This is a genomic window from Caulobacter sp. AP07, assembly GCF_000281955.1.
Taxonomy (GTDB): domain Bacteria; phylum Pseudomonadota; class Alphaproteobacteria; order Caulobacterales; family Caulobacteraceae; genus Caulobacter.
This window is the reverse complement of the sequence record NZ_AKKF01000135.1, coordinates 1-16,446: the sequence shown is the minus strand read 5'-3', so window position 1 is coordinate 16,446 and position 16,446 is coordinate 1. Positions and strand designations below refer to the sequence as shown.

The following is a 16,446-nucleotide window of genomic DNA, read 5'->3' as shown; positions in this document are numbered from 1 at the left end:
CATTTCATTCGGCCGAAGTGTCGGAGCCTCAGGCTTCCACCAGCTCCCGCCGCACCAGCCGCGCATAGTCGTCCATCAGCGACAGCGAGATCGCGCCGGGCTTGAAGGTGAACTCGCCGATCTCGGCCACCGGGGTGACCTCGGCGGCGGTGCCGACGATGAAGCACTCGGTGAAGCCGGCCAGCTCCGGCTTCTCGATGTGGCGCTCGACCACCTCGATGCCGCGCTCGCGGGCGATCTGGATCACCGTCTGGCGGGTGATGCCGTTCAGGATGCAGTCCGGGATCGGGGTGTGCAGCACGCCGTCCTTGACGAAGAACACGTTGGCGCCGGTCGCCTCGGCGACATAGCCGCGATAGTCGACCATCATCGCGTCGGCATAGCCTTCCTTCTCCGCGGCGTGCTTGGAGATGGTGCAGATCATGTACAGCCCGGCGGCCTTGGCGGCGGTCGGGATCGTGTTCGGCGCCGGACGGTCGTACTTGGCCCAGGTCAGGCGGATGCCCTTGGCCTTGGTCGCCGGATCGAAATAGCTGGGCCAGTCCCACACCGCGATGGCCACGTGAATCTTGGTCTGCTGGGCCGAGACGCCGATCATCTCGCTGCCGCGCCAGGCCAGCGGCCGGACATAGCAGTCGGTCAGGCCGTTCTTGGCGGCGGTCGCCTTGCACGCCTCATCGATCTGCTCCACCGTGTAGGGGATCTTGAAATCGAGGATTTCGGCCGATTTGAACAGGCGCTCGGTATGCTCGGTCAGCTTGAAGATCTCGCCGCCATACATCCGCTCGCCCTCGAACACCGACGAGGCGTAGTGAAGGCCATGGGTCAATACGTGCACCTTCGCCTCGCGCCAGGCTACGAACTGGCCGTCCAGCCAGATCCATCCATCGCGATCGTCGAAGGGAACGAGAGACATCGGTCCAAGACCTCCTTATTTGGAATCCGGTTCTTAGACGCCCCGCGACGCGGCAGGTCAAATAAAATGGACGCATTCTAATGGCCACGCCTCTTTCCTCGGGCCTTTCGGCGGGGTCCACCGATCCGCGCCTGATTCTCGGCGAGGAGCAGCTGGACGGCGGGCTGGAGCTGCTGCTGCTGGCCGAGGCGGCCCTGTGGGCGACGGTCGACGCGGCGCTGGAGGCCGAGGGTCCGGGCCTGGGCCGCTCGCACTGGCGCGCCGCCTTCCTGCTGCGCCGCCGGCCCGGCATCGGGGTGCAGGACCTCTCCAAGCTGACCAGTCTGTCGAAACAGGCGGCCAGCAAGACCCTGACCGACCTGCAACGCCTGGGCCTGGCCGAGAAGGCGGCCGGCGACCTCGACGCCCGCCGCCGGCCAACCGCCCTGACCGTCGAGGGCGCGGCCTTCGAGGCCCGGGTGTCGGAACGGCTGCGCGGCCTGCTGGGCCGGGCCTATCGCACCGGCGGCCTGGACGGGGTGGCGGGAAGTCGCCGCATCCTGGCGGCCCTGGCCGGTCCGCGCCAAGGCGTCGGCCTCAATCGGAGGGACGGGCTGTGACCCCCGAGGAACGCGGCGAGCGCCACCTGCTGGTCGTCGACGACGACGACCGCATCCGCTCGCTCCTGAAGGAGTTCCTCAGCCGCGCCGGCTTCCGGGTCAGCGCCGCGGCCGACGCCGCCCATGCCGACCGGCTGACCGGGGCCATGGACTTCGACCTGCTGGTGCTGGACGTGATGATGCCCGGCGAGGACGGTTTCGCCTTCACCCGGCGCCTGCGAGCCAGGGGCGGCGAGGCCGGCAAGACGCCGATCCTGATGCTGACCGCCCGCGACCAGACCGGCGACCGCATCGAGGGCCTGACCCACGGGGCCGACGACTACCTGGCCAAGCCGTTCGAGCCGCGCGAACTGCTGCTGCGCATCGAGGCCATCCTGCGTCGCACCGCCCCCAAGCCGTCCGGCCCCCGCGCCCTGAGCCTGGGCGACTGCGCCTTCGAGCCGGAGCGCGGCGAGTTGACCCGCAACGGCGAGCCGATCCGCCTGACCGAGGCCGAGGTCGCCCTGTTGCGCCGCCTGGCCAAGGTCGCCCACGAGCCGGTCGACCGCCTGGAGCTGGCCCGCGACACCGTCGACGCCACCGGCCGCGCCGTCGACGTCCAGGTCACCCGCCTGCGCCGCAAGATCGAGCCGGACCCCAAGAACCCGAGGTACCTGCAGACGGTGCGCGGGATCGGCTACCGGTTGGCGCCGGATTGATGGGGGTGGTGGCTGGCCAACCAGGTCCTCCCCCTCTGGGGGAGGTGTCGCCGCAGGCGACGGTGGGGGGAACTTGCGCCTTCGGCCAGGCGCTCACCAGCCTCCGCGCGCTCCCCCCACCGGCCCTTCGGGCCACCTCCCCCACAGGGGGAGGGCCTAGATGATGCGCCTGCGGACCAAGCTCTACATCCCCCGCCAGATCAAGCGCTGGCTGCCGACCTCGCTGTTCGGGCGCTCGCTGCTGATCATCGTCCTGCCGGTGGCGGTGATGCAGATCGCCGTCACCTGGGCGTTCTTCGACGCCCACTGGGAGACCGTCACCAGTCGCCTGTCCGAGGGCCTGGCCGGCGACGTGGCCTGGGCGGTGGAGACCTATAACGACGACCCGTCGCCGGCCGCGCTCGACAAGATGGCGCAGCGGGCCGAGGACTCGATGTCGCTGTCGATCGCCCTGCAGAAGGGCCGCAAGCTGCCGACCGGCCAGCGGCCGTCGCTGTTCGCCTCCCTGGACCGCTCGCTGCGCATCGCCCTGGACGACCGGCTGGACGCCCCGTTCTGGTTCGACACCACCCGCTATCCCGGCCACGTCGACATCCGTGTGCAGGTCAAGGAAGGCGTGCTGCGGATCATCGCCCCGCGCGACCGGGCCTTCGCCACCCAGGGCCACATCTTCATCCTGTGGATGGTGGTGGCCACCCTGCTGCTGACCGCCGTGGCCATCCTGTTCATCCGCAACCAGGTGCGGGCCATCGAGCGCCTGGCCGACGCCGCCGACGCCTTCGGACGCGGCATCGACCAGGCGGCCTTCAAGCCGCACGGAGCCCGCGAGGTGCGCATGGCGGCCCAGGCCTTCCTGGCCATGAAGGAGCGCATCCAGCGCCATATCGAGCAGCGCACGGCCCTGCTGGCCTCGGTCAGCCACGACCTGCGCACGCCCCTGACCCGCCTGAAGCTGGAGCTGGCCCTGGCCGAGCCCGACGCCCAGGTCCAGGCCATGCAGCGCGACCTCTCCGAGATGGAACACATGATCGACGAGTACCTGTCGTTCGCCCGGGGCGAAGGCGGCGAGGCGACGCGCGAGGTCATGCTGAGGCCGCTGATCGAGGAGGTCTGCGAGGGGGCGTCCCGGGCCGGAGCGCGCATCGAGCTGGCGATCGGCGATGACCTTTCGGCCATCCTGCGCCCCCAGGCCTTCAAGCGGGCGCTGGCCAACCTGATCGACAACGCCGCCGCCCATGGCGAGACCGTGCGGGTGTCGTCCATGGCCCGGCCGAGCGGCGGGGTGTGGATCTTCGTCGACGACGACGGCCCCGGCATCCCCGACGCCCTGCACGAAGAGGCCTTCCGCCCGTTCAACCGCCTGGACGAGTCGCGCAACCAGAACGAAAAGGGCGTCGGCCTGGGCCTGGCCATCGCCCGCGACATGGCCCGCGGCCTGGGCGGCGACCTGACCCTGGAACGCTCGCCGATGGGCGGGCTACGGGCGGTGCTGCGGCTGCCGGGGTAGAGTCGACGTACGATCGGGGACACACACTCACGGCAAGGCCGATGTGATCCTGGCGAAGGTCGTGGGGTGAGTGTGTGTCCCCAGCCCTACCCCGGCCCCCTACCGCATCGCCGCTTCGATGAAATGCGGCCCCGGTTCGCTCATCGCCCGCGCCATGGCCGCGTCGAACGCTTCGGCCGTCTCGACCCGCTCGGCGGGCAGGCCCAAGCCCCCGGCCACCGCCACCCAGTCGATGCGCGGGTCCGACAGGTCCAGCAGCCGCGACGCCGCCGGGCCGGGCTCGCCGCCGCCGGTGCGGCCCATCTCGATGCCGAGGATGCGGTAGGCGTGGTTGGCGAACACCACCACCGTGACGTCCAGCTTCTCGCGCGCGATCGTCCACAGGCCCTGCACCGTGTACATCCCCGCCCCGTCGCCGGTCAGGGCCAGGACCTTGCGGTCCGGACAGGCCACCGCCGCGCCGATCGCCAGCGGTATGCCCTGGCCGATCGCCCCGCCGGTCAGGGACAGCCAGTCATGGCCCCGGGCGTTGCGGGTCTGGGTGAAGATCGGCAGGCCGGCGGTCACCGCGTCGTCCGAGATGATCGCCCCGGCCGGCATGTGGCGGGCGATCGCCGCGCCCATCGCCCAGGCGTCCAGCTTGCCGGCCGGGGCTGGCGGCGGGGCGTAGGGCTCGACCGCGCCGGCCGCCGGCGCGCCCAGGGCGTCGGCCAGGGCGTCGAGCGCCGCCGCCGCGTCGGTTCCCCGGTCGCTGAGGGTCAGGGTCGCGCAACCCTCCGGGACCAGCACGCTGGGCCGGTCGGGATAGGCGAAGAAGGCCACCGGCTCCACCGTGGCGCAGAGCGCCATCAGATCGACGCCGTCCAGGTCCTTCAGCGCCGCCTCGCCGAAATAGGGCAGCTTGTCGGGCCGGAAGCGGCCCTCGCCCCGGGCCTGGCGGGCGGTGAAGGTGTCGGTCAGCACCCGGACGCCAACCGCCGCCAGCCGTCCGGCGGCGGCGATCCCGGCTTCGCCGCAGGCCCCGCCGCCCAGCAGCAGCACCGGCTTGGCGGCGGCCTTGATGGCCTGGGCCGCCGCCGCGACCGCCGCCGGGTCCGGGGCGCGCGGGCGGGGCGGTTCGATCACCGGCCCCCGGGCGTTGGTCAGGTTCCAGGCGCTGTCGGCGGGCAGGATCAGGCAGGCGGCGCCGCCCGGCGCGCCGAAGCTGGCGGCCACCGCCTCGGCGGCCAGCGGCCCCACCGCGTCGGCGCTGTCGGCCGACTTCACCCACAGCGAGTTGGGCCTGGCGAGGGCGGCGATGTCGGAATTGAGCGGCGCGTCGTACTGGCGATGGTCGACGGCGTGGTCGCCGATGACGTTGACGGTGGGGGTGAAGGCGCGCCGGGCGTTGTGCAGGTTGGCCGCGCCGTTGGCGTAGCCGGGGCCCAGGTGCAGCAGGGTGCAGGCCGGCGTCCCGGTCATCCGCCCGTAGCCGTCGGCCGCCCCGGTCGCCACGCCCTCGAACAGGCAGAGGATCGAGCGCATGCGCGGCTCGCGGTCCAGGGCGGCGACGAACTGCATCTCGCTGGTGCCGGGATTGGCGAAACAGGCGGTGACGCCGTTGTCGGCCAGGGTGGTGATCAGGGCGTCGGCGCCGTTCATGGTCTTCTCCAATCGCTACCTAGTCGCTCCCCAACCGTTGTCATCCCGGCCGAAGCGCAGCGAAGAGCCGGGACCCGGGGCGGTGCGCACGGCCCCTGGATCCCGGACAGCGCTTCGCGCTTCCGGGATGACAACCTATGAGAATACTAGAATGTCTTCGTCCGGCTCTTCCGCGAACAGCCGCGCCAGCTCCGCCGGCCGGCGATCGCGCGCCAGGGCCTGGTTGATGTAGCCCTTGTCGGTGAGTTCGCCCGAGGCCGGGTCCGGCGCGCCGTCGAGGATCAGGGCCCGAGCCACCCGGCCGCCGCCCTTGGCCGTGGCGTTCAGCCGTTCGAGCCCCACTTGGATCGCCGTCCGCACCGTCGCCGGGTCACCCAGCAGCAGGCCGGCCTTGGGGTCGAGGAACAGCATCAGGCCGACCCCGTCCCTCCCCTCGCCGCAGACCACCGCGTCGGACACCACGCCGCCGATCGCCGAAACCGCCGCCACCCGCAGCGCCCCGGCCGCGACGAAGGTGCCGCTGGCCAGCTTGAAGTTCTCGACCAGCCGGCCGTCGAACACCAGGCCCGCCGAGGGATCGGCCGGATCGGCCAGCCGCGCCGCGTCGCCCAGCCGGTAGAAGCCCTCCTCGTCGAAGGCGTCGGCCGAGGCCTGCGGCATGTCCAGATAGCCCGGCGAGACCTGCGGCCCCTTCACCCGGATCTCGAACTTGTCGCCGCTCGGGACCAGCTTCACCGCCGTGCCGGGCGTCGGCAGGCCGATCATCCCGGAGCGGGCGTTGAGCCAGTGGATGTTGCAGGCGGTCGGGCCGGTCTCGGTGGCCCCGTAGCCCGCCGCGAAGGTCACCCGATGGCCGATGGTGCGCGCCGCCACGGCCTGGACGCGGTCGAGGATGCTCTGGGCCATCGAGGCGCCGCCATACTGCAGCACGCGGACCTTCTCGAAGAACTTCCGCGCCAGGGCCGCGTCGCGCTCCAGCTCGCCGGCCAGCATCCCCCAGCCGGCCGGGACCATGTTGTGATAGGTGGTCGCCACCTCGCGCAGGTTGCGCACCGTCTCGTCGAACTTGCCAGCCAGCGGCTGGCCAGCGTCAATGTAAAGACTCCCGCCCCGGTGCAGCACCATGTGCAGGATGGCGTTGGCCCCCAGGCTGTGGCTCCAGGGCGCGGAATTGACCAGCACCGGCGGGTCGGGGTCGTCGTAGCAGGCGGCGATCTGAGCGGCGTTGAGGGCGATGTTGGCGTGGGTGCAGACCACCGCCTTGGGCTGGCCGGTCGAACCGGAGGTCAGCAGCAGCTTGGCGGTGTCGCCGGGCCGGCAGACGGCGGCGGCGGGGGGCGAGTCCTGGAGGGCCTCGAACGTCACGTCGCCGGGCCGGGCGTTGCGGCTGGCCACCACCGGCAGGCCGGCCAGGAACGGCGCGGCCAGGGCGTCGCCGAACGCCTCGGCGTCATCGACATAGACCGCGACCGGCTTGAGCCGCTCGACGGCGAAGGCCAGGCGGGTCAGGTCGGCGCCCTTCAGCCCGTACTGCGGCGAGACCGGCGAGATCGCCGCGCCCAGGCTCATGGCGCCGTAGCCGATCAGGGCGTGGTCGATCCCGTTGCGGGCCAGGATCAGCAGGCATTGGCCGCGCGCCAGGCCCAGGGCCGCAAGCCCGCCGGCCAGGGCCGAAACCCGCCGCGCCGCCTCGCCGTAGGTCACGGTGCGCCAGCCACCGCCCTCGTTCTCGGAGGAGCGCTCGGCCAGCCAGATCCGGTTCGGGGCCTGCGCCGCCCAGCGGGCCAGGGGCGCGGTCACGGTCTGGATGGTGCTGGAATAGGGGGTCGGATTGCGCAGGATCAGGACGTCGCCACGGCCTTCGACCTCCAGCGCGCGGGGCGCGTAGCGGGCGTCGCGGAACGGCGCGTGGGTTTCTGAAGTCCCATCCATGGGAGGAGGTTAGCGTAAGCCTAGGCGGGCGCAACCTCGGCGCGCCGCCGCTCCAGCCACAAACGCTCGGCCGGGGCCGGATCCAGGGCCAGGGCCCTGTCGTAGGCGGCGACCGCCTCGTCCCCGCGCGACAGCCGCGCCAGCAGGTCGGCGCGCACCGCGTGGAAGGGGCCGAAGTCGCGAAACAGCGCGGAGTCCAGCCCGTCGACCTCGGCCAGGGCCTGGGCGGGGCCCGACACCTCGGCCACCGCCACCGCCCGGTTCAGCCGCACCACCGCGTCGTCGCGCCAGGTCAGCAGGGCGTCGTACAGCGCCAGCACGGTCGGCCACGGCGCGGGTTCGGCCAGCGAGGCCCGGCCGCACCAGGCCGCGTGGATGGCGGCCTGCAGCTGGCGCGGTCCCGGCCGCCGCCAGCGCGCGGCGCGGCGCAGCAGCGTCTCGGCCTCGGCGATCAGCGGCCGGCGCCACAGGGCCGGGTCCTGCTGCGACAGCGGCGTCATCGCCCCGTCCTCGTCCAGCCGGGCCGGGCGACGGGCCTCGGCGTAGCGGACCAGGGCGGCGAAGGACAGGCACTCGGGCTCGCCCGGCAGCAGCTCGACCAGCACGGCGGTCAGGTCGAGCATCTCGCGGGCATAGCCGGCATGGGCCCCCGCCCCGGCCGCGTCCTCGTGGGCCTTGGCGTAGGCGACCTCCAGCGTCGACAGCACCGCGCCCAGCCGCTCGGACCAGGCCTCGGGACCGGGAACCTCGAAGGGGATTCCGGCGTCGGCGATCTTGCGCTTGGCCCGCGTCAGCCGCTGGGCCAGGGTCGGTTCGGACACCAGGAAGGCGCGGGCGATTTCCTGGGTGGTCAGGCCGCAGACCAGGCGCAGGGTCAGGGCGGCGCGGGCGTCCGGGGCCACGGCGGGATGGCAGCAGACGAAGATCAGCCGCAGCCGCTCGTCGGGGATCAGGCGCGCGTCGTCGGTCATGGCGTCCTCGGCGCTGGGCGGCGGCTCGGGCGGGTCGGGGACGTGCCGCGCCCGGGTTACCCGTCGCCGCAGCCGGTCGAGCGCCTGGCGCTGGGCGACGGCGTATAGCCAAGCGGCGGGGTCGCGCGGCGCACCGTCACCTTCACTAGAGAGACGGGGCCAGACCTGCGCCGCCTTCAGGCAGGCGTCGGCGAAGGCCTCCTCGGCCAGGTCCAGGTCGCGGAAACGGGCGGCCAGGGCGGCGATCACCCGCCCGCCATGGGTCCGCGCCGCCTGGTCGAGGAGGCCCTTGGCCATCGGCGCTTACGTCGAGCCCGCGAGCACCGGGCGGACCTCGACCGCGCCGTCGGCCGTCAGCGGCAGCTTGCGCGCCCAGGCCAGGGCGGCGTCGAGGTCGGGAACCTCGATCACATAGAAGCCGCCCAACTGCTCCTTGCTCTCGGCGAACGGCCCGTCATGCAGGGCGTGCTGGCCGGCGACCTTGCGCACCGTGGTGGCGGTGTTGGTGGGCTTCAGGCCCGCCCCGCCCCGCAGCAGGCCCTTCTCGACCAGCTCGGCGGCGAAGGCTTCGTGCTGGGCGAAGATATCCAGCCAGACCTGGCTGCCTTCTTCGCCATAGACGGCCTCGTCCTCGTAGATGACCAGAGCGTATTCCATGGGTGGTTCTCCATCGGGCGCGCGACCGTCGCGGCGCTTCGAGGGAGAGACGCGCGGGGCGTGGGGGATTCGACAGGTCGCGGGAAAAAAGTCGAGGGGCGTCGGACTTGCCCCCTACAGGTCGCTTCGCGACCGTCTTCCCCCAGAGGGGGAAGAGCCGCACCGCGAAGGCTCCGCCCCCTATGGGGGTGGACAGACCGCGAAGCGGTCAGGTGGGGGCAAGTGGGTGAGCCTACCCCGCCAGCGTCTCCAGGAACCGCACCGGCGCGCCCGTCCCCTCCGCCACGATCTCGTCGTCGCGCATCACCACCGTGCCCCGCACGATGGTCGCCACCGGCCAGGCCTTGGCCTCGAAGCCGTCGAACGGGGTCCAGCCCGAGCGGGTGGCCATCCAGTCGTGGGTGATGGTCCGCCTGGCCTTCATGTCGACGATGGTGAAGTCGGCGTCGTAGCCCTCGGCGATGCGGCCCTTGTCGGCCAGGCCGAACACCCGGTTGACCCCATGGCTGGTCAGGTCGACGAAGCGCTCCAGGCTCAGCCGGCCATCCACCACATGCGTCAGCATGATCGGCACCAGCGTCTGGACGCCGGGCATGCCCGAGGGCGAGGCCGGATAGGGCCGGGCCTTCTCCTCGCGGGTGTGGGGGGCGTGGTCGCTGCCCAGCACGTCGGCGATGCCGGTCTCGATGCCGCGCCAGACCCCGGCCACGTGTTCGGCCGAGCGGATCGGCGGGTTCATCTGGGCGAAGCCCTTCAGCCGCTCATAGGCCTCGGGGGCGACCAGGGTCAGGTGCTGGGGCGTGACCTCGACGCTGGCGACGTCCTTGTTCTTGGCCAGGAAATCGATCTCCTGGTGGGTGGTGACGTGCAGCACGTGGATGCGCTTGCCCAGGCGCTTGGCGATGCCGACCAGGCGGTGGGTCGACTGCAGGGCGGCCTGGGCGTCGCGGACCTCCGGGTGGCTGGTCCAGTCGCCGGGCCGGGCCAGCGAGCGGCGCTCGGCCAGGCGGTACTCGTCCTCGGAATGGAAGGCGGCGCGGCGGTTGACGTGCCGCAGCACGTTCTCGACCCCCTCGTCGTCCTGCACCAGCAAGGTGCCGGTCGAGGCGCCCATGAACACCTTGATGCCGCAGCAGCCCGGCAGGCGCTCCAGCTCGCCCAGGAACGTCGCGTTCTCGTGGGTGCCGCCCACATAGAAGGCGTGATCGGTGTGCATGCGGCCCTTGGCGCGGGCCAGCTTGTCGGCCAGGGCGTCGGGGTCGGTGGTGGTCGGCTCGGTGTTGGGCATCTCGAACACCGCCACCACTCCGCCCAGGGCCGCGCCGCGCGAGCCGCTCTCCAGGTCTTCCTTCCACTCCAGGCCCGGCTCGCGGAAATGGACCTGGCTGTCGATGACGCCGGGCAGCACCGTGAGCCCGGTCGCGTCGAACACTTCGCCGGCCGAGGCCCGCGACAGGTCGCCGATGGCGACGATCTTGCCGTTCCGCACCCCGATGTCGGTGAAGCCGCGGCCCGCGTGGTTGACCACCTCGCCGCCGCGCACGATCAGGTCGAAGGTCTGGGTCATGGGGCGGCTCCTGCGAGGGTTGGAGGCGGTCTAGGTCCGGGGCCCTCCGTGATCAACTAACTTCTCTCCCGACCAACAAACAGTCGTCATCCCCCGACTTGTTCGGGGGACCCAAGCCAAACCTGCCAGGTCAGCTTGGGTCCCCCGCATGAAGCGGGGGATGACGGGCGTTAGGGTCGATCCGCCTCGATCGCGCCTTCGGAAGCCGGCGCCTCGATCGGCGGTTCGGCGGGTTGATGGTCGGCGTCCGGCTCCGCGTCCTCGACCACCGGATAGAGCTCCGGCGTGGTCGCCGCGTCCTCGACCGCCAGTTCGGCGGCGTCTTCCTCGATCGGCTCGGGCTCGACGGCCAGCGCGGCTTCGGCCTCGGCCAGGGCTCCAGCCTTCACCTCGGCCAGCAGCGCCTTGGCCGCCCGCACCACCGTGGCCACCGGCAGGTCGCTCATGTGGCGGATGGCTTGCGAGAGGTCGGGATCCACCGCCAGGAACTGGTCCAGCGTGCGCGGCCCGCGCACCGCCCGGGTGTGCGGGCCCCATGGCGCGTAGCGGCGCTCGTCGGAGGGACCGAACAGGCCGATGGTCGGGACGCCGGCGGCGGCGGCGATGTGCATCAGGCCGCTGTCGTTGCCGATGAACAGGTCGGCGCGCTTCAGGGCCGCATAGGCGGTCAGCAGGTCGACCTTGCCGGTCAGGTCGACATAGCGGCCGCGGGCCGAGGCCATGCGCAGCTCCTCGACCATGCGGCTGTCGCCGGGACCGCCCATGATCAGCAGCCGGCCGCCGGCCAAGGGGCTCTGCGGACCCAGCAGTTGGGCGGCGGTCTGGGCGAAGCGCTCGATCGGCCAGATCTTGCCCACCCAGTTGGCGGCGGGGCCGACGGCCAGGATCGGCCCGTCCGGCTCGCCCGGGCGGGGGGCCAGCATCTGGTCGGCCAAGGCCTGGACCTCGGGGGTGATGTAGAGGTGCGGACTGGGCGGGTCGCCCTCCAGCTTCAGCACCCGGGCGGCGTCGATCACCTTGTGGACCGGCTCGCCCAGCGCCTTCTTCCAGATCGCCCGCTTCTCGCGGCGCAGGAACAGGGCGGTGCCGGAACCGCGCAGGTCGACGACCAGGCCCCACTTCCTGTGGCGCACCTGGTTCCACAGCTTGAACCAGTGGCCCTTGCCCTTGCCCTTCTCCATGACGATCACCCGGTCGAGACCGGGCACATGGGCGAACAGCGGCGCGGCCAGGGGGCCGGCGACGATGGTGAAGCGGGCGTTGGGAATCTGGTCGGCCAGGAACCTGATCAGGCCGGACGACAGCACGGCGTCGCCGATACGCGTGGCGGTGATGAAGAGAATCGGGAAGGCCCGCTGTGTCATCGGCGAATGTATAAAGCCTGCTGCGAGTCGGCGCATCCCTCGATAACAGCTCAGCTTTCTATTCGTTAAGCACTGGCGCGAGTGCGTCCGTCTTGCCACATGGAAGGCATGAGCCAGAGTCAGATCGCCCGCCTCGACAGCCGCGCCGTCATCGCCGTGACCGGCCCGGACACCAAAAGCTTCCTCAACGGGCTGCTGACCCAGGAGATCGAGGCCCTGGCCGACGGCGAGCTGCGCTTTTCCGGCCTGCTCACGCCGCAAGGGCGCCTGTTGTACGACCTGTTCGCGGCTGGGACGCCCGACGGGGTTCTGCTGGATGTCGCGGGCGAGCATCGCGACGCGATCTTCGCACGCCTGACGATGTATCGGCTGCGGGCCAAGGTGGAACTGACCAGCCTGAATCTGACGGTCTTCGCCGTCTGGCCCACGACCGGCGGCTTCGCCGATCCGCGCCTGCCCGCCCTGGGCTCGCGACTCTACACCCGCGACCTCGCCGTCACCGCCACCGAAGACGACTACGACGCTCATCGCCTGGCCCTGGGCGTGCCCGGCCCCGCCGACTGGGGAATCGACAGGACCTATCCGATCGAGGCCGATTTCGACCTGCTGAACGGCATCGACTTCAAGAAGGGCTGCTTCGTCGGCCAGGAGACCACCAGCCGGATGAAGCGGCGCGGGACGATCAAGAACCGCATGCTGCCGATCGCCTTCGCCGGCCCGCCGCCGGCCTTCGGCGCCGAGGTGCTGGCCGGCGAGCTTCGGGCCGGCGAGGTGCTGTCGGGCCGCGACGGCCGGGCCATGGCCTTGCTGCGGCTGGACCGCATCGACGGCGCGGCGCTGACGGCGGACGGACGGGCGGTGACGGTGGACTGGCCGGCGTGGGTTCCGGCGCCGACGCCGGCATCCTAACTCACGTTCGTCATCCCCCGCTTTATGCGGGGGACCCAAGCGGCGGCTGACATCTCGCAAGAACGCCGCCGCCGGCTCGGCTTGGGTTCCCCGAACAAGTCGGGGGATGACGACGGAGGGTGTTCCTGAAAAGTTCTGGAAATCATCGGCGACCTAAGCCAAGCTCCGCCCCATGACCGAGATCCAACGCTGCACCTGGCGCGGCATGAACGGCGACCCGTTCTACGAGGCCTATCACGACACCGAATGGGGCGTGCCGGAGTACGACTCCCGCGCCCTGTGGGAGAAGCTGGTGCTGGACGGCTTCCAGGCCGGGCTGTCGTGGATCACCATCCTGCGCAAGCGCGAGGCGTTCCGCGCCGCCTTCGCCAATTTCGACCCGGACAAGGTGGCCCGGTTCGGCGAGGCCGACCGCGCCCGGCTGATGGCCGACGCTGGCATCATCCGCTCGAACGGCAAGATCGACGCGGCGATCTCCGGCGCGAAGATCTATTGCGACATGCGCGATCGCGGCGAGGACCTGGGAACCCTGCTGTGGGACATGGTCGGCGGCGCGCCGATCCAGAGCCAGTGGACCGCCGCCACCGGCGTCCCGGCCCAGACGCCCCTGGCCGTCGACATGGCCAAGATGCTGAAGGCCAGGGGCTACAAGTACTGCGGCCCGGTGATCGTCTACGCCTTCATGCAGGCCACGGGGCTGGTGAACGACCACTTCACGACGTGCTTCCGGCATGAGGAATGCCGCAAGCTGGCGCGGTAGGGGCCTTCTACTCCGCCTCACTTCTCAACCGTCATCCCGGGCCTTGTGCCCGGGACCCCTGGTTCAGCCGACAGTGAAGTGCATTGGCGCGCTGGCGCGCCACACCCCCTGCCCTTGCGGCGGACAGAGGGGTCCCGGGCACAAGGCCCGGGATGACGGTTGATATGAATGGGACCCGGCTTCAGGATTCCCATTCCCACCAAATCCGCCTAAACCGCCGTCATGCCCAAGTCCCCCGCCAAAGCCCTCGCCGGCCCCGACATGATGCTGGAAGCCGCCTGCGGCCCGGGCCTGGTCTGCGGCGTGGACGAGGCCGGCCGGGGTCCGTGGGCCGGGCCGGTCAGCGCCGGGGCGGTGATCCTCGATCCGGCCCGGATCCCCAAGGGCCTCAACGATTCCAAGAAGCTGACCGCCAAGGCCCGCGCGGCCCTGGAGATCGAGATCAAGGACACAGCGATCGCCTGGTGCGTGGGCCTGGCCAGCACCGAGGAGATCGAGGAACTCAACATCCTGCATGCCGCCGGCCTGGCGATGCGCCGGGCCGTCGAGGGCCTGGCGGTCGCGCCGGCCTTCGCCTTGGTGGACGGAAACTACGCCTTCAAGCTGCCCTGCGCGGTCAAGACGGTGATCAAGGGCGACAGCCTGTCGTGCTCGATCGCCGCCGCCTCGATCCTGGCCAAGGAAGCCCGCGACCGGATCATGGTCGAGATGGACGCCGTCTATCCCGGCTACGGCTTCGCCGGTCACAAGGGCTACCACGCCGCCGTCCATGTCGAGGGCCTGCGCCGCCTGGGCCCGTCGCCGATCCACCGGATGGGCTGGGCGCCGGTCAAGCTGGCGCTGGCGGGGGAGCTGGGCGACTAGCGACCCAAACCGTCATCCCCGACGCCCCTCACGTCGTCATCCCCCGACTTGTTCGGGGGACCCAAGCCGAGGTGGCTGATCCAGCTTGGGTCCCCCGGATAGACCGGGGGATGACGGAGGTTGTGCGGCGGCGGATCTTTTGACCGGCCGATAGCTCAGCCCATAGTCCAGCCGCACCATCCCCCGCTCCAGCGCCTCGACGCGGTTGAGCGCCATGCCCTTCAGCCCGCGCACCGGCGGCGGAAACAGCCGTGTCCCCTCGCCCAGCAGCAGCGGCGCGACCAGCAGTTCCAGCCGGTCCAGCGCCCCGGCCGCGATCATCGCCGCCAGCAGCGTCGCGCCGCCCACCACCCAGGCGTCGCCGTCGTCCAGGTCGCGCAGACAGCCGATCAGGGCCGGCAGGCCGGCGGTCCAGAACCGCGTCCCGGGCTGGACGCTGGCGCCGGGTCCGGAGGTCACCACCAGGCCGCGCTTGCCGGCATAGGGCCAACCCAGGCCGAGGCTGGGAATCTGATCGTGGGTGCGCCGGCCCATCACCACCGTGCCGACCTGGTCGATGAAGTCGCGGTAGCCGCCGTCGACGGCCGCATAGGGCGCCAGCCAGTCCACTCCGCCCGCGGCGTCGGCCACGTAGCCGTCCAGGCTGGCGGCGATATAGCCTCGGATGACCGCCATGGCGCCCTCGCGTTCCTGCCTCGAACCCTTTCAGAACAATACAAGAACATCAAGGCCAAACGCGTCCCGCCGGCGATTTCTGAGTCCGATCGGACTCATTCCACAGGTTTCGGGCGGGGTTAACGGGCGGGTAACCATGCCCGTTCACCCCAGCGTAACCATCAAGACTCATGATTCCGCTCAGTGTTTTTGACGGGAAGCGGACATGTCCTTCGGGCCTGAAACCATCATCCAGGGCGACTGCATCGAGGCGATGAACGCCCTGCCCGAGAAGTCCGTGGACCTGATCTTCGCCGATCCGCCCTATAACCTGCAGTTGGGCGGCGACCTGCTGCGACCGGACAATTCCAAGGTCGACGCGGTCGACGACCACTGGGACCAGTTCGAGAGCTTCGCCGCCTACGACCGCTTCACCCGCGAATGGCTGAAAGCCGCCCGCCGGGTGCTGAAGGACGACGGCGCGATCTGGGTGATCGGCAGCTATCACAACATCTTCCGCGTCGGCGTGGCGGTGCAGGACCTGGGCTTCTGGATCCTCAACGACGTGATCTGGCGCAAGTCCAACCCGATGCCCAACTTCAAGGGCACCCGCTTCGCCAACGCCCACGAGACCCTGATCTGGGCCTCCAAGAGCCAGGCGGCCAAGCGCTACACCTTCAATTACGACGCCCTGAAGATGGCCAATGACGAGGTGCAGATGCGCTCGGACTGGACCATTCCGCTGTGCACCGGCGAGGAGCGCATCAAGGGGGCCGACGGCGCCAAGGCCCACCCGACCCAGAAGCCGGAAGCCCTGCTCTACCGGGTGATCCTGTCGACCACCAAGCCGGGCGACGTGATCCTGGACCCGTTCTTCGGCGTGGGCACCACCGGCGCGGCCGCCAAGCGCCTGGGCCGCCGCTTCGTCGGCATCGAGCGCGAGGCCGACTATATCGAGCACGCCAAGGCCCGCATCGCCAAGGTCGTGCCGATCGCGCCGGAAGATCTGGACGTCATGGGCTCCAAGCGCTCCGAACCCCGCGTGCCGTTCGGCAACATCGTCGAGGCCGGCCTGCTCAATCCGGGCGACACCCTGTACTGCGCCAAGGGCTCGCACGCCGCCAAGGTGCGGGCCGACGGCTCGATCACCGTGGGCGACCTGTCCGGCTCGATCCACAAGGTCGGCGCCCTGGTGCAGTCGGCCCCGGCCTGCAACGGCTGGACCTACTGGCACTTCAAGACCGACGCGGGCCTGGCCCCGATCGACGTGCTGCGGTCGCAGGTGCGGGCGGGGATGAACTGAGCCTGATCCCTCTCCCCTTGTGGGAGAGGGTGGCCTCCGAAGGAGGTCGGGGGAGGGGTCGATAGACATCGAAGCCGCGATCAGCCGAAGGGCCGGTCGCGGCG

Annotated in this window: 15 protein-coding genes; 7 read left to right on the top strand and 8 right to left on the bottom strand. The window is 70.9% G+C overall.

Annotated features, from left to right (window positions below):
- Positions 1–28: 28 nt before the first annotated feature.
- The gene (locus PMI01_RS09730; protein ID WP_007667434.1) at positions 29–916 is read right to left on the bottom strand and encodes a branched-chain amino acid aminotransferase; all 888 of its coding nucleotides are present in this window, start codon (positions 914–916) and stop codon (positions 29–31) included.
- An 80-nt stretch (positions 917–996) separates the two neighbouring features.
- Between PMI01_RS09730 and PMI01_RS09725 the strand changes: the two genes are divergently transcribed.
- The 3 genes from PMI01_RS09725 to PMI01_RS09715 all read left to right on the top strand — a co-directional run bounded on the left by PMI01_RS09725 (position 997) and on the right by PMI01_RS09715 (position 3,720).
- Positions 997–1,515, top strand: a complete 519-nt coding sequence (locus PMI01_RS09725) for a MarR family winged helix-turn-helix transcriptional regulator (RefSeq protein ID WP_007667432.1) — start codon at positions 997–999, stop codon at positions 1,513–1,515.
- On the top strand, positions 1,512–2,213 hold the full coding sequence (locus PMI01_RS09720) for a response regulator (RefSeq protein ID WP_007667429.1): 702 nt from the start codon (positions 1,512–1,514) through the stop codon (positions 2,211–2,213). Before PMI01_RS09725 ends, PMI01_RS09720 begins: the two co-directional genes overlap by 4 nt.
- Positions 2,214–2,376: 163 nt before the next feature.
- The gene (locus tag PMI01_RS09715) at positions 2,377–3,720 is read left to right on the top strand and encodes an ATP-binding protein (protein WP_035035598.1); all 1,344 of its coding nucleotides are present in this window, start codon (positions 2,377–2,379) and stop codon (positions 3,718–3,720) included.
- Between the two features lie 99 nt (positions 3,721–3,819).
- Here the strand turns inward: PMI01_RS09715 and PMI01_RS09710 are convergent, their stop codons facing one another.
- From PMI01_RS09710 to PMI01_RS09685, 6 genes are all read right to left on the bottom strand, one after another.
- A complete protein-coding gene (locus tag PMI01_RS09710; RefSeq protein WP_007667426.1) occupies positions 3,820–5,361 on the bottom strand; it encodes an acetolactate synthase large subunit in 1,542 nt (513 codons plus the stop codon).
- Positions 5,362–5,496: 135 nt separating this feature from the next.
- A complete protein-coding gene (locus tag PMI01_RS09705; protein ID WP_007667424.1) occupies positions 5,497–7,293 on the bottom strand; it encodes a feruloyl-CoA synthase in 1,797 nt (598 codons plus the stop codon).
- Between the two features lie 20 nt (positions 7,294–7,313).
- Positions 7,314–8,561, bottom strand: coding sequence for an RNA polymerase sigma factor (locus PMI01_RS09700; RefSeq protein ID WP_007667421.1), 1,248 nt, complete (start codon positions 8,559–8,561; stop codon positions 7,314–7,316).
- A gap of 6 nt (positions 8,562–8,567) precedes the next feature.
- Positions 8,568–8,921: a YciI family protein gene (locus PMI01_RS09695; RefSeq protein WP_007667419.1), complete on the bottom strand. Its 354-nt coding sequence runs from the start codon at positions 8,919–8,921 to the stop codon at positions 8,568–8,570.
- A gap of 232 nt (positions 8,922–9,153) precedes the next feature.
- Positions 9,154–10,488 (bottom strand): dihydroorotase, encoded by a 1,335-nt coding sequence (locus PMI01_RS09690; RefSeq protein ID WP_007667417.1) that lies wholly within the window; start codon positions 10,486–10,488, stop codon positions 9,154–9,156.
- A 170-nt stretch (positions 10,489–10,658) separates the two neighbouring features.
- On the bottom strand, positions 10,659–11,852 hold the full coding sequence (locus tag PMI01_RS09685; RefSeq protein WP_007667416.1) for a glycosyltransferase family 9 protein: 1,194 nt from the start codon (positions 11,850–11,852) through the stop codon (positions 10,659–10,661).
- A gap of 108 nt (positions 11,853–11,960) precedes the next feature.
- Between PMI01_RS09685 and PMI01_RS09680 the strand changes: the two genes are divergently transcribed.
- From PMI01_RS09680 to PMI01_RS09670, 3 genes are all read left to right on the top strand, one after another.
- Complete coding sequence (locus tag PMI01_RS09680; protein ID WP_007667414.1) at positions 11,961–12,761, top strand: CAF17-like 4Fe-4S cluster assembly/insertion protein YgfZ; 801 nt, start codon at positions 11,961–11,963, stop codon at positions 12,759–12,761.
- Positions 12,762–12,933: 172 nt separating this feature from the next.
- Positions 12,934–13,521: a DNA-3-methyladenine glycosylase I gene (locus PMI01_RS09675; RefSeq protein WP_007667412.1), complete on the top strand. Its 588-nt coding sequence runs from the start codon at positions 12,934–12,936 to the stop codon at positions 13,519–13,521.
- A gap of 222 nt (positions 13,522–13,743) precedes the next feature.
- Entirely contained in the window at positions 13,744–14,385 is a 642-nt protein-coding gene (locus tag PMI01_RS09670; protein WP_007667410.1) for a ribonuclease HII, read from the top strand.
- 36 nt (positions 14,386–14,421) lie between these two features.
- Here PMI01_RS09670 and PMI01_RS09665 read toward each other — a convergent pair whose 3' ends face one another.
- Positions 14,422–15,060 carry a dihydrofolate reductase family protein gene (locus PMI01_RS09665; RefSeq protein ID WP_007667400.1) on the bottom strand — a complete coding sequence of 213 codons (639 nt, stop codon included), beginning with the start codon at positions 15,058–15,060 and terminating at the stop codon, positions 14,422–14,424.
- 205 nt (positions 15,061–15,265) lie between these two features.
- Here PMI01_RS09665 and ccrM point away from each other — a divergent pair, with 205 nt between their 5' ends.
- Positions 15,266–16,342, top strand: coding sequence for a site-specific DNA-methyltransferase (gene ccrM, locus PMI01_RS09660; RefSeq protein WP_007667398.1), 1,077 nt, complete (start codon positions 15,266–15,268; stop codon positions 16,340–16,342).
- The last annotated feature ends 104 nt before the right edge of the window (positions 16,343–16,446 follow it).

Bases quoted from the DNA above. Each gene is read 5' to 3' on its own strand.
- PMI01_RS09675 (WP_007667412.1), top strand. From the start codon at position 12,934: ATGACCGAGATCCAACGCTGCACCTGGCGCGGCATGAACGGCGACCCG.
- ccrM (WP_007667398.1), top strand. From the start codon at position 15,266: ATGTCCTTCGGGCCTGAAACCATCATCCAGGGCGACTGCATCGAGGCG.
- PMI01_RS09725 (WP_007667432.1), top strand. From the start codon at position 997: ATGGCCACGCCTCTTTCCTCGGGCCTTTCGGCGGGGTCCACCGATCCG.
- PMI01_RS09665 (WP_007667400.1), bottom strand. From the start codon at position 15,060: ATGGCGGTCATCCGAGGCTATATCGCCGCCAGCCTGGACGGCTACGTG.
- PMI01_RS09730 (WP_007667434.1), bottom strand. From the start codon at position 916: ATGTCTCTCGTTCCCTTCGACGATCGCGATGGATGGATCTGGCTGGAC.
- PMI01_RS09670 (WP_007667410.1), top strand. From the start codon at position 13,744: ATGCCCAAGTCCCCCGCCAAAGCCCTCGCCGGCCCCGACATGATGCTG.
- PMI01_RS09680 (WP_007667414.1), top strand. From the start codon at position 11,961: ATGAGCCAGAGTCAGATCGCCCGCCTCGACAGCCGCGCCGTCATCGCC.
- PMI01_RS09715 (WP_035035598.1), top strand. From the start codon at position 2,377: ATGCGCCTGCGGACCAAGCTCTACATCCCCCGCCAGATCAAGCGCTGG.
- PMI01_RS09705 (WP_007667424.1), bottom strand. From the start codon at position 7,293: ATGGATGGGACTTCAGAAACCCACGCGCCGTTCCGCGACGCCCGCTAC.
- PMI01_RS09685 (WP_007667416.1), bottom strand. From the start codon at position 11,852: ATGACACAGCGGGCCTTCCCGATTCTCTTCATCACCGCCACGCGTATC.
- PMI01_RS09690 (WP_007667417.1), bottom strand. From the start codon at position 10,488: ATGACCCAGACCTTCGACCTGATCGTGCGCGGCGGCGAGGTGGTCAAC.
- PMI01_RS09710 (WP_007667426.1), bottom strand. From the start codon at position 5,361: ATGAACGGCGCCGACGCCCTGATCACCACCCTGGCCGACAACGGCGTC.
- PMI01_RS09695 (WP_007667419.1), bottom strand. From the start codon at position 8,921: ATGGAATACGCTCTGGTCATCTACGAGGACGAGGCCGTCTATGGCGAA.
- PMI01_RS09700 (WP_007667421.1), bottom strand. From the start codon at position 8,561: ATGGCCAAGGGCCTCCTCGACCAGGCGGCGCGGACCCATGGCGGGCGG.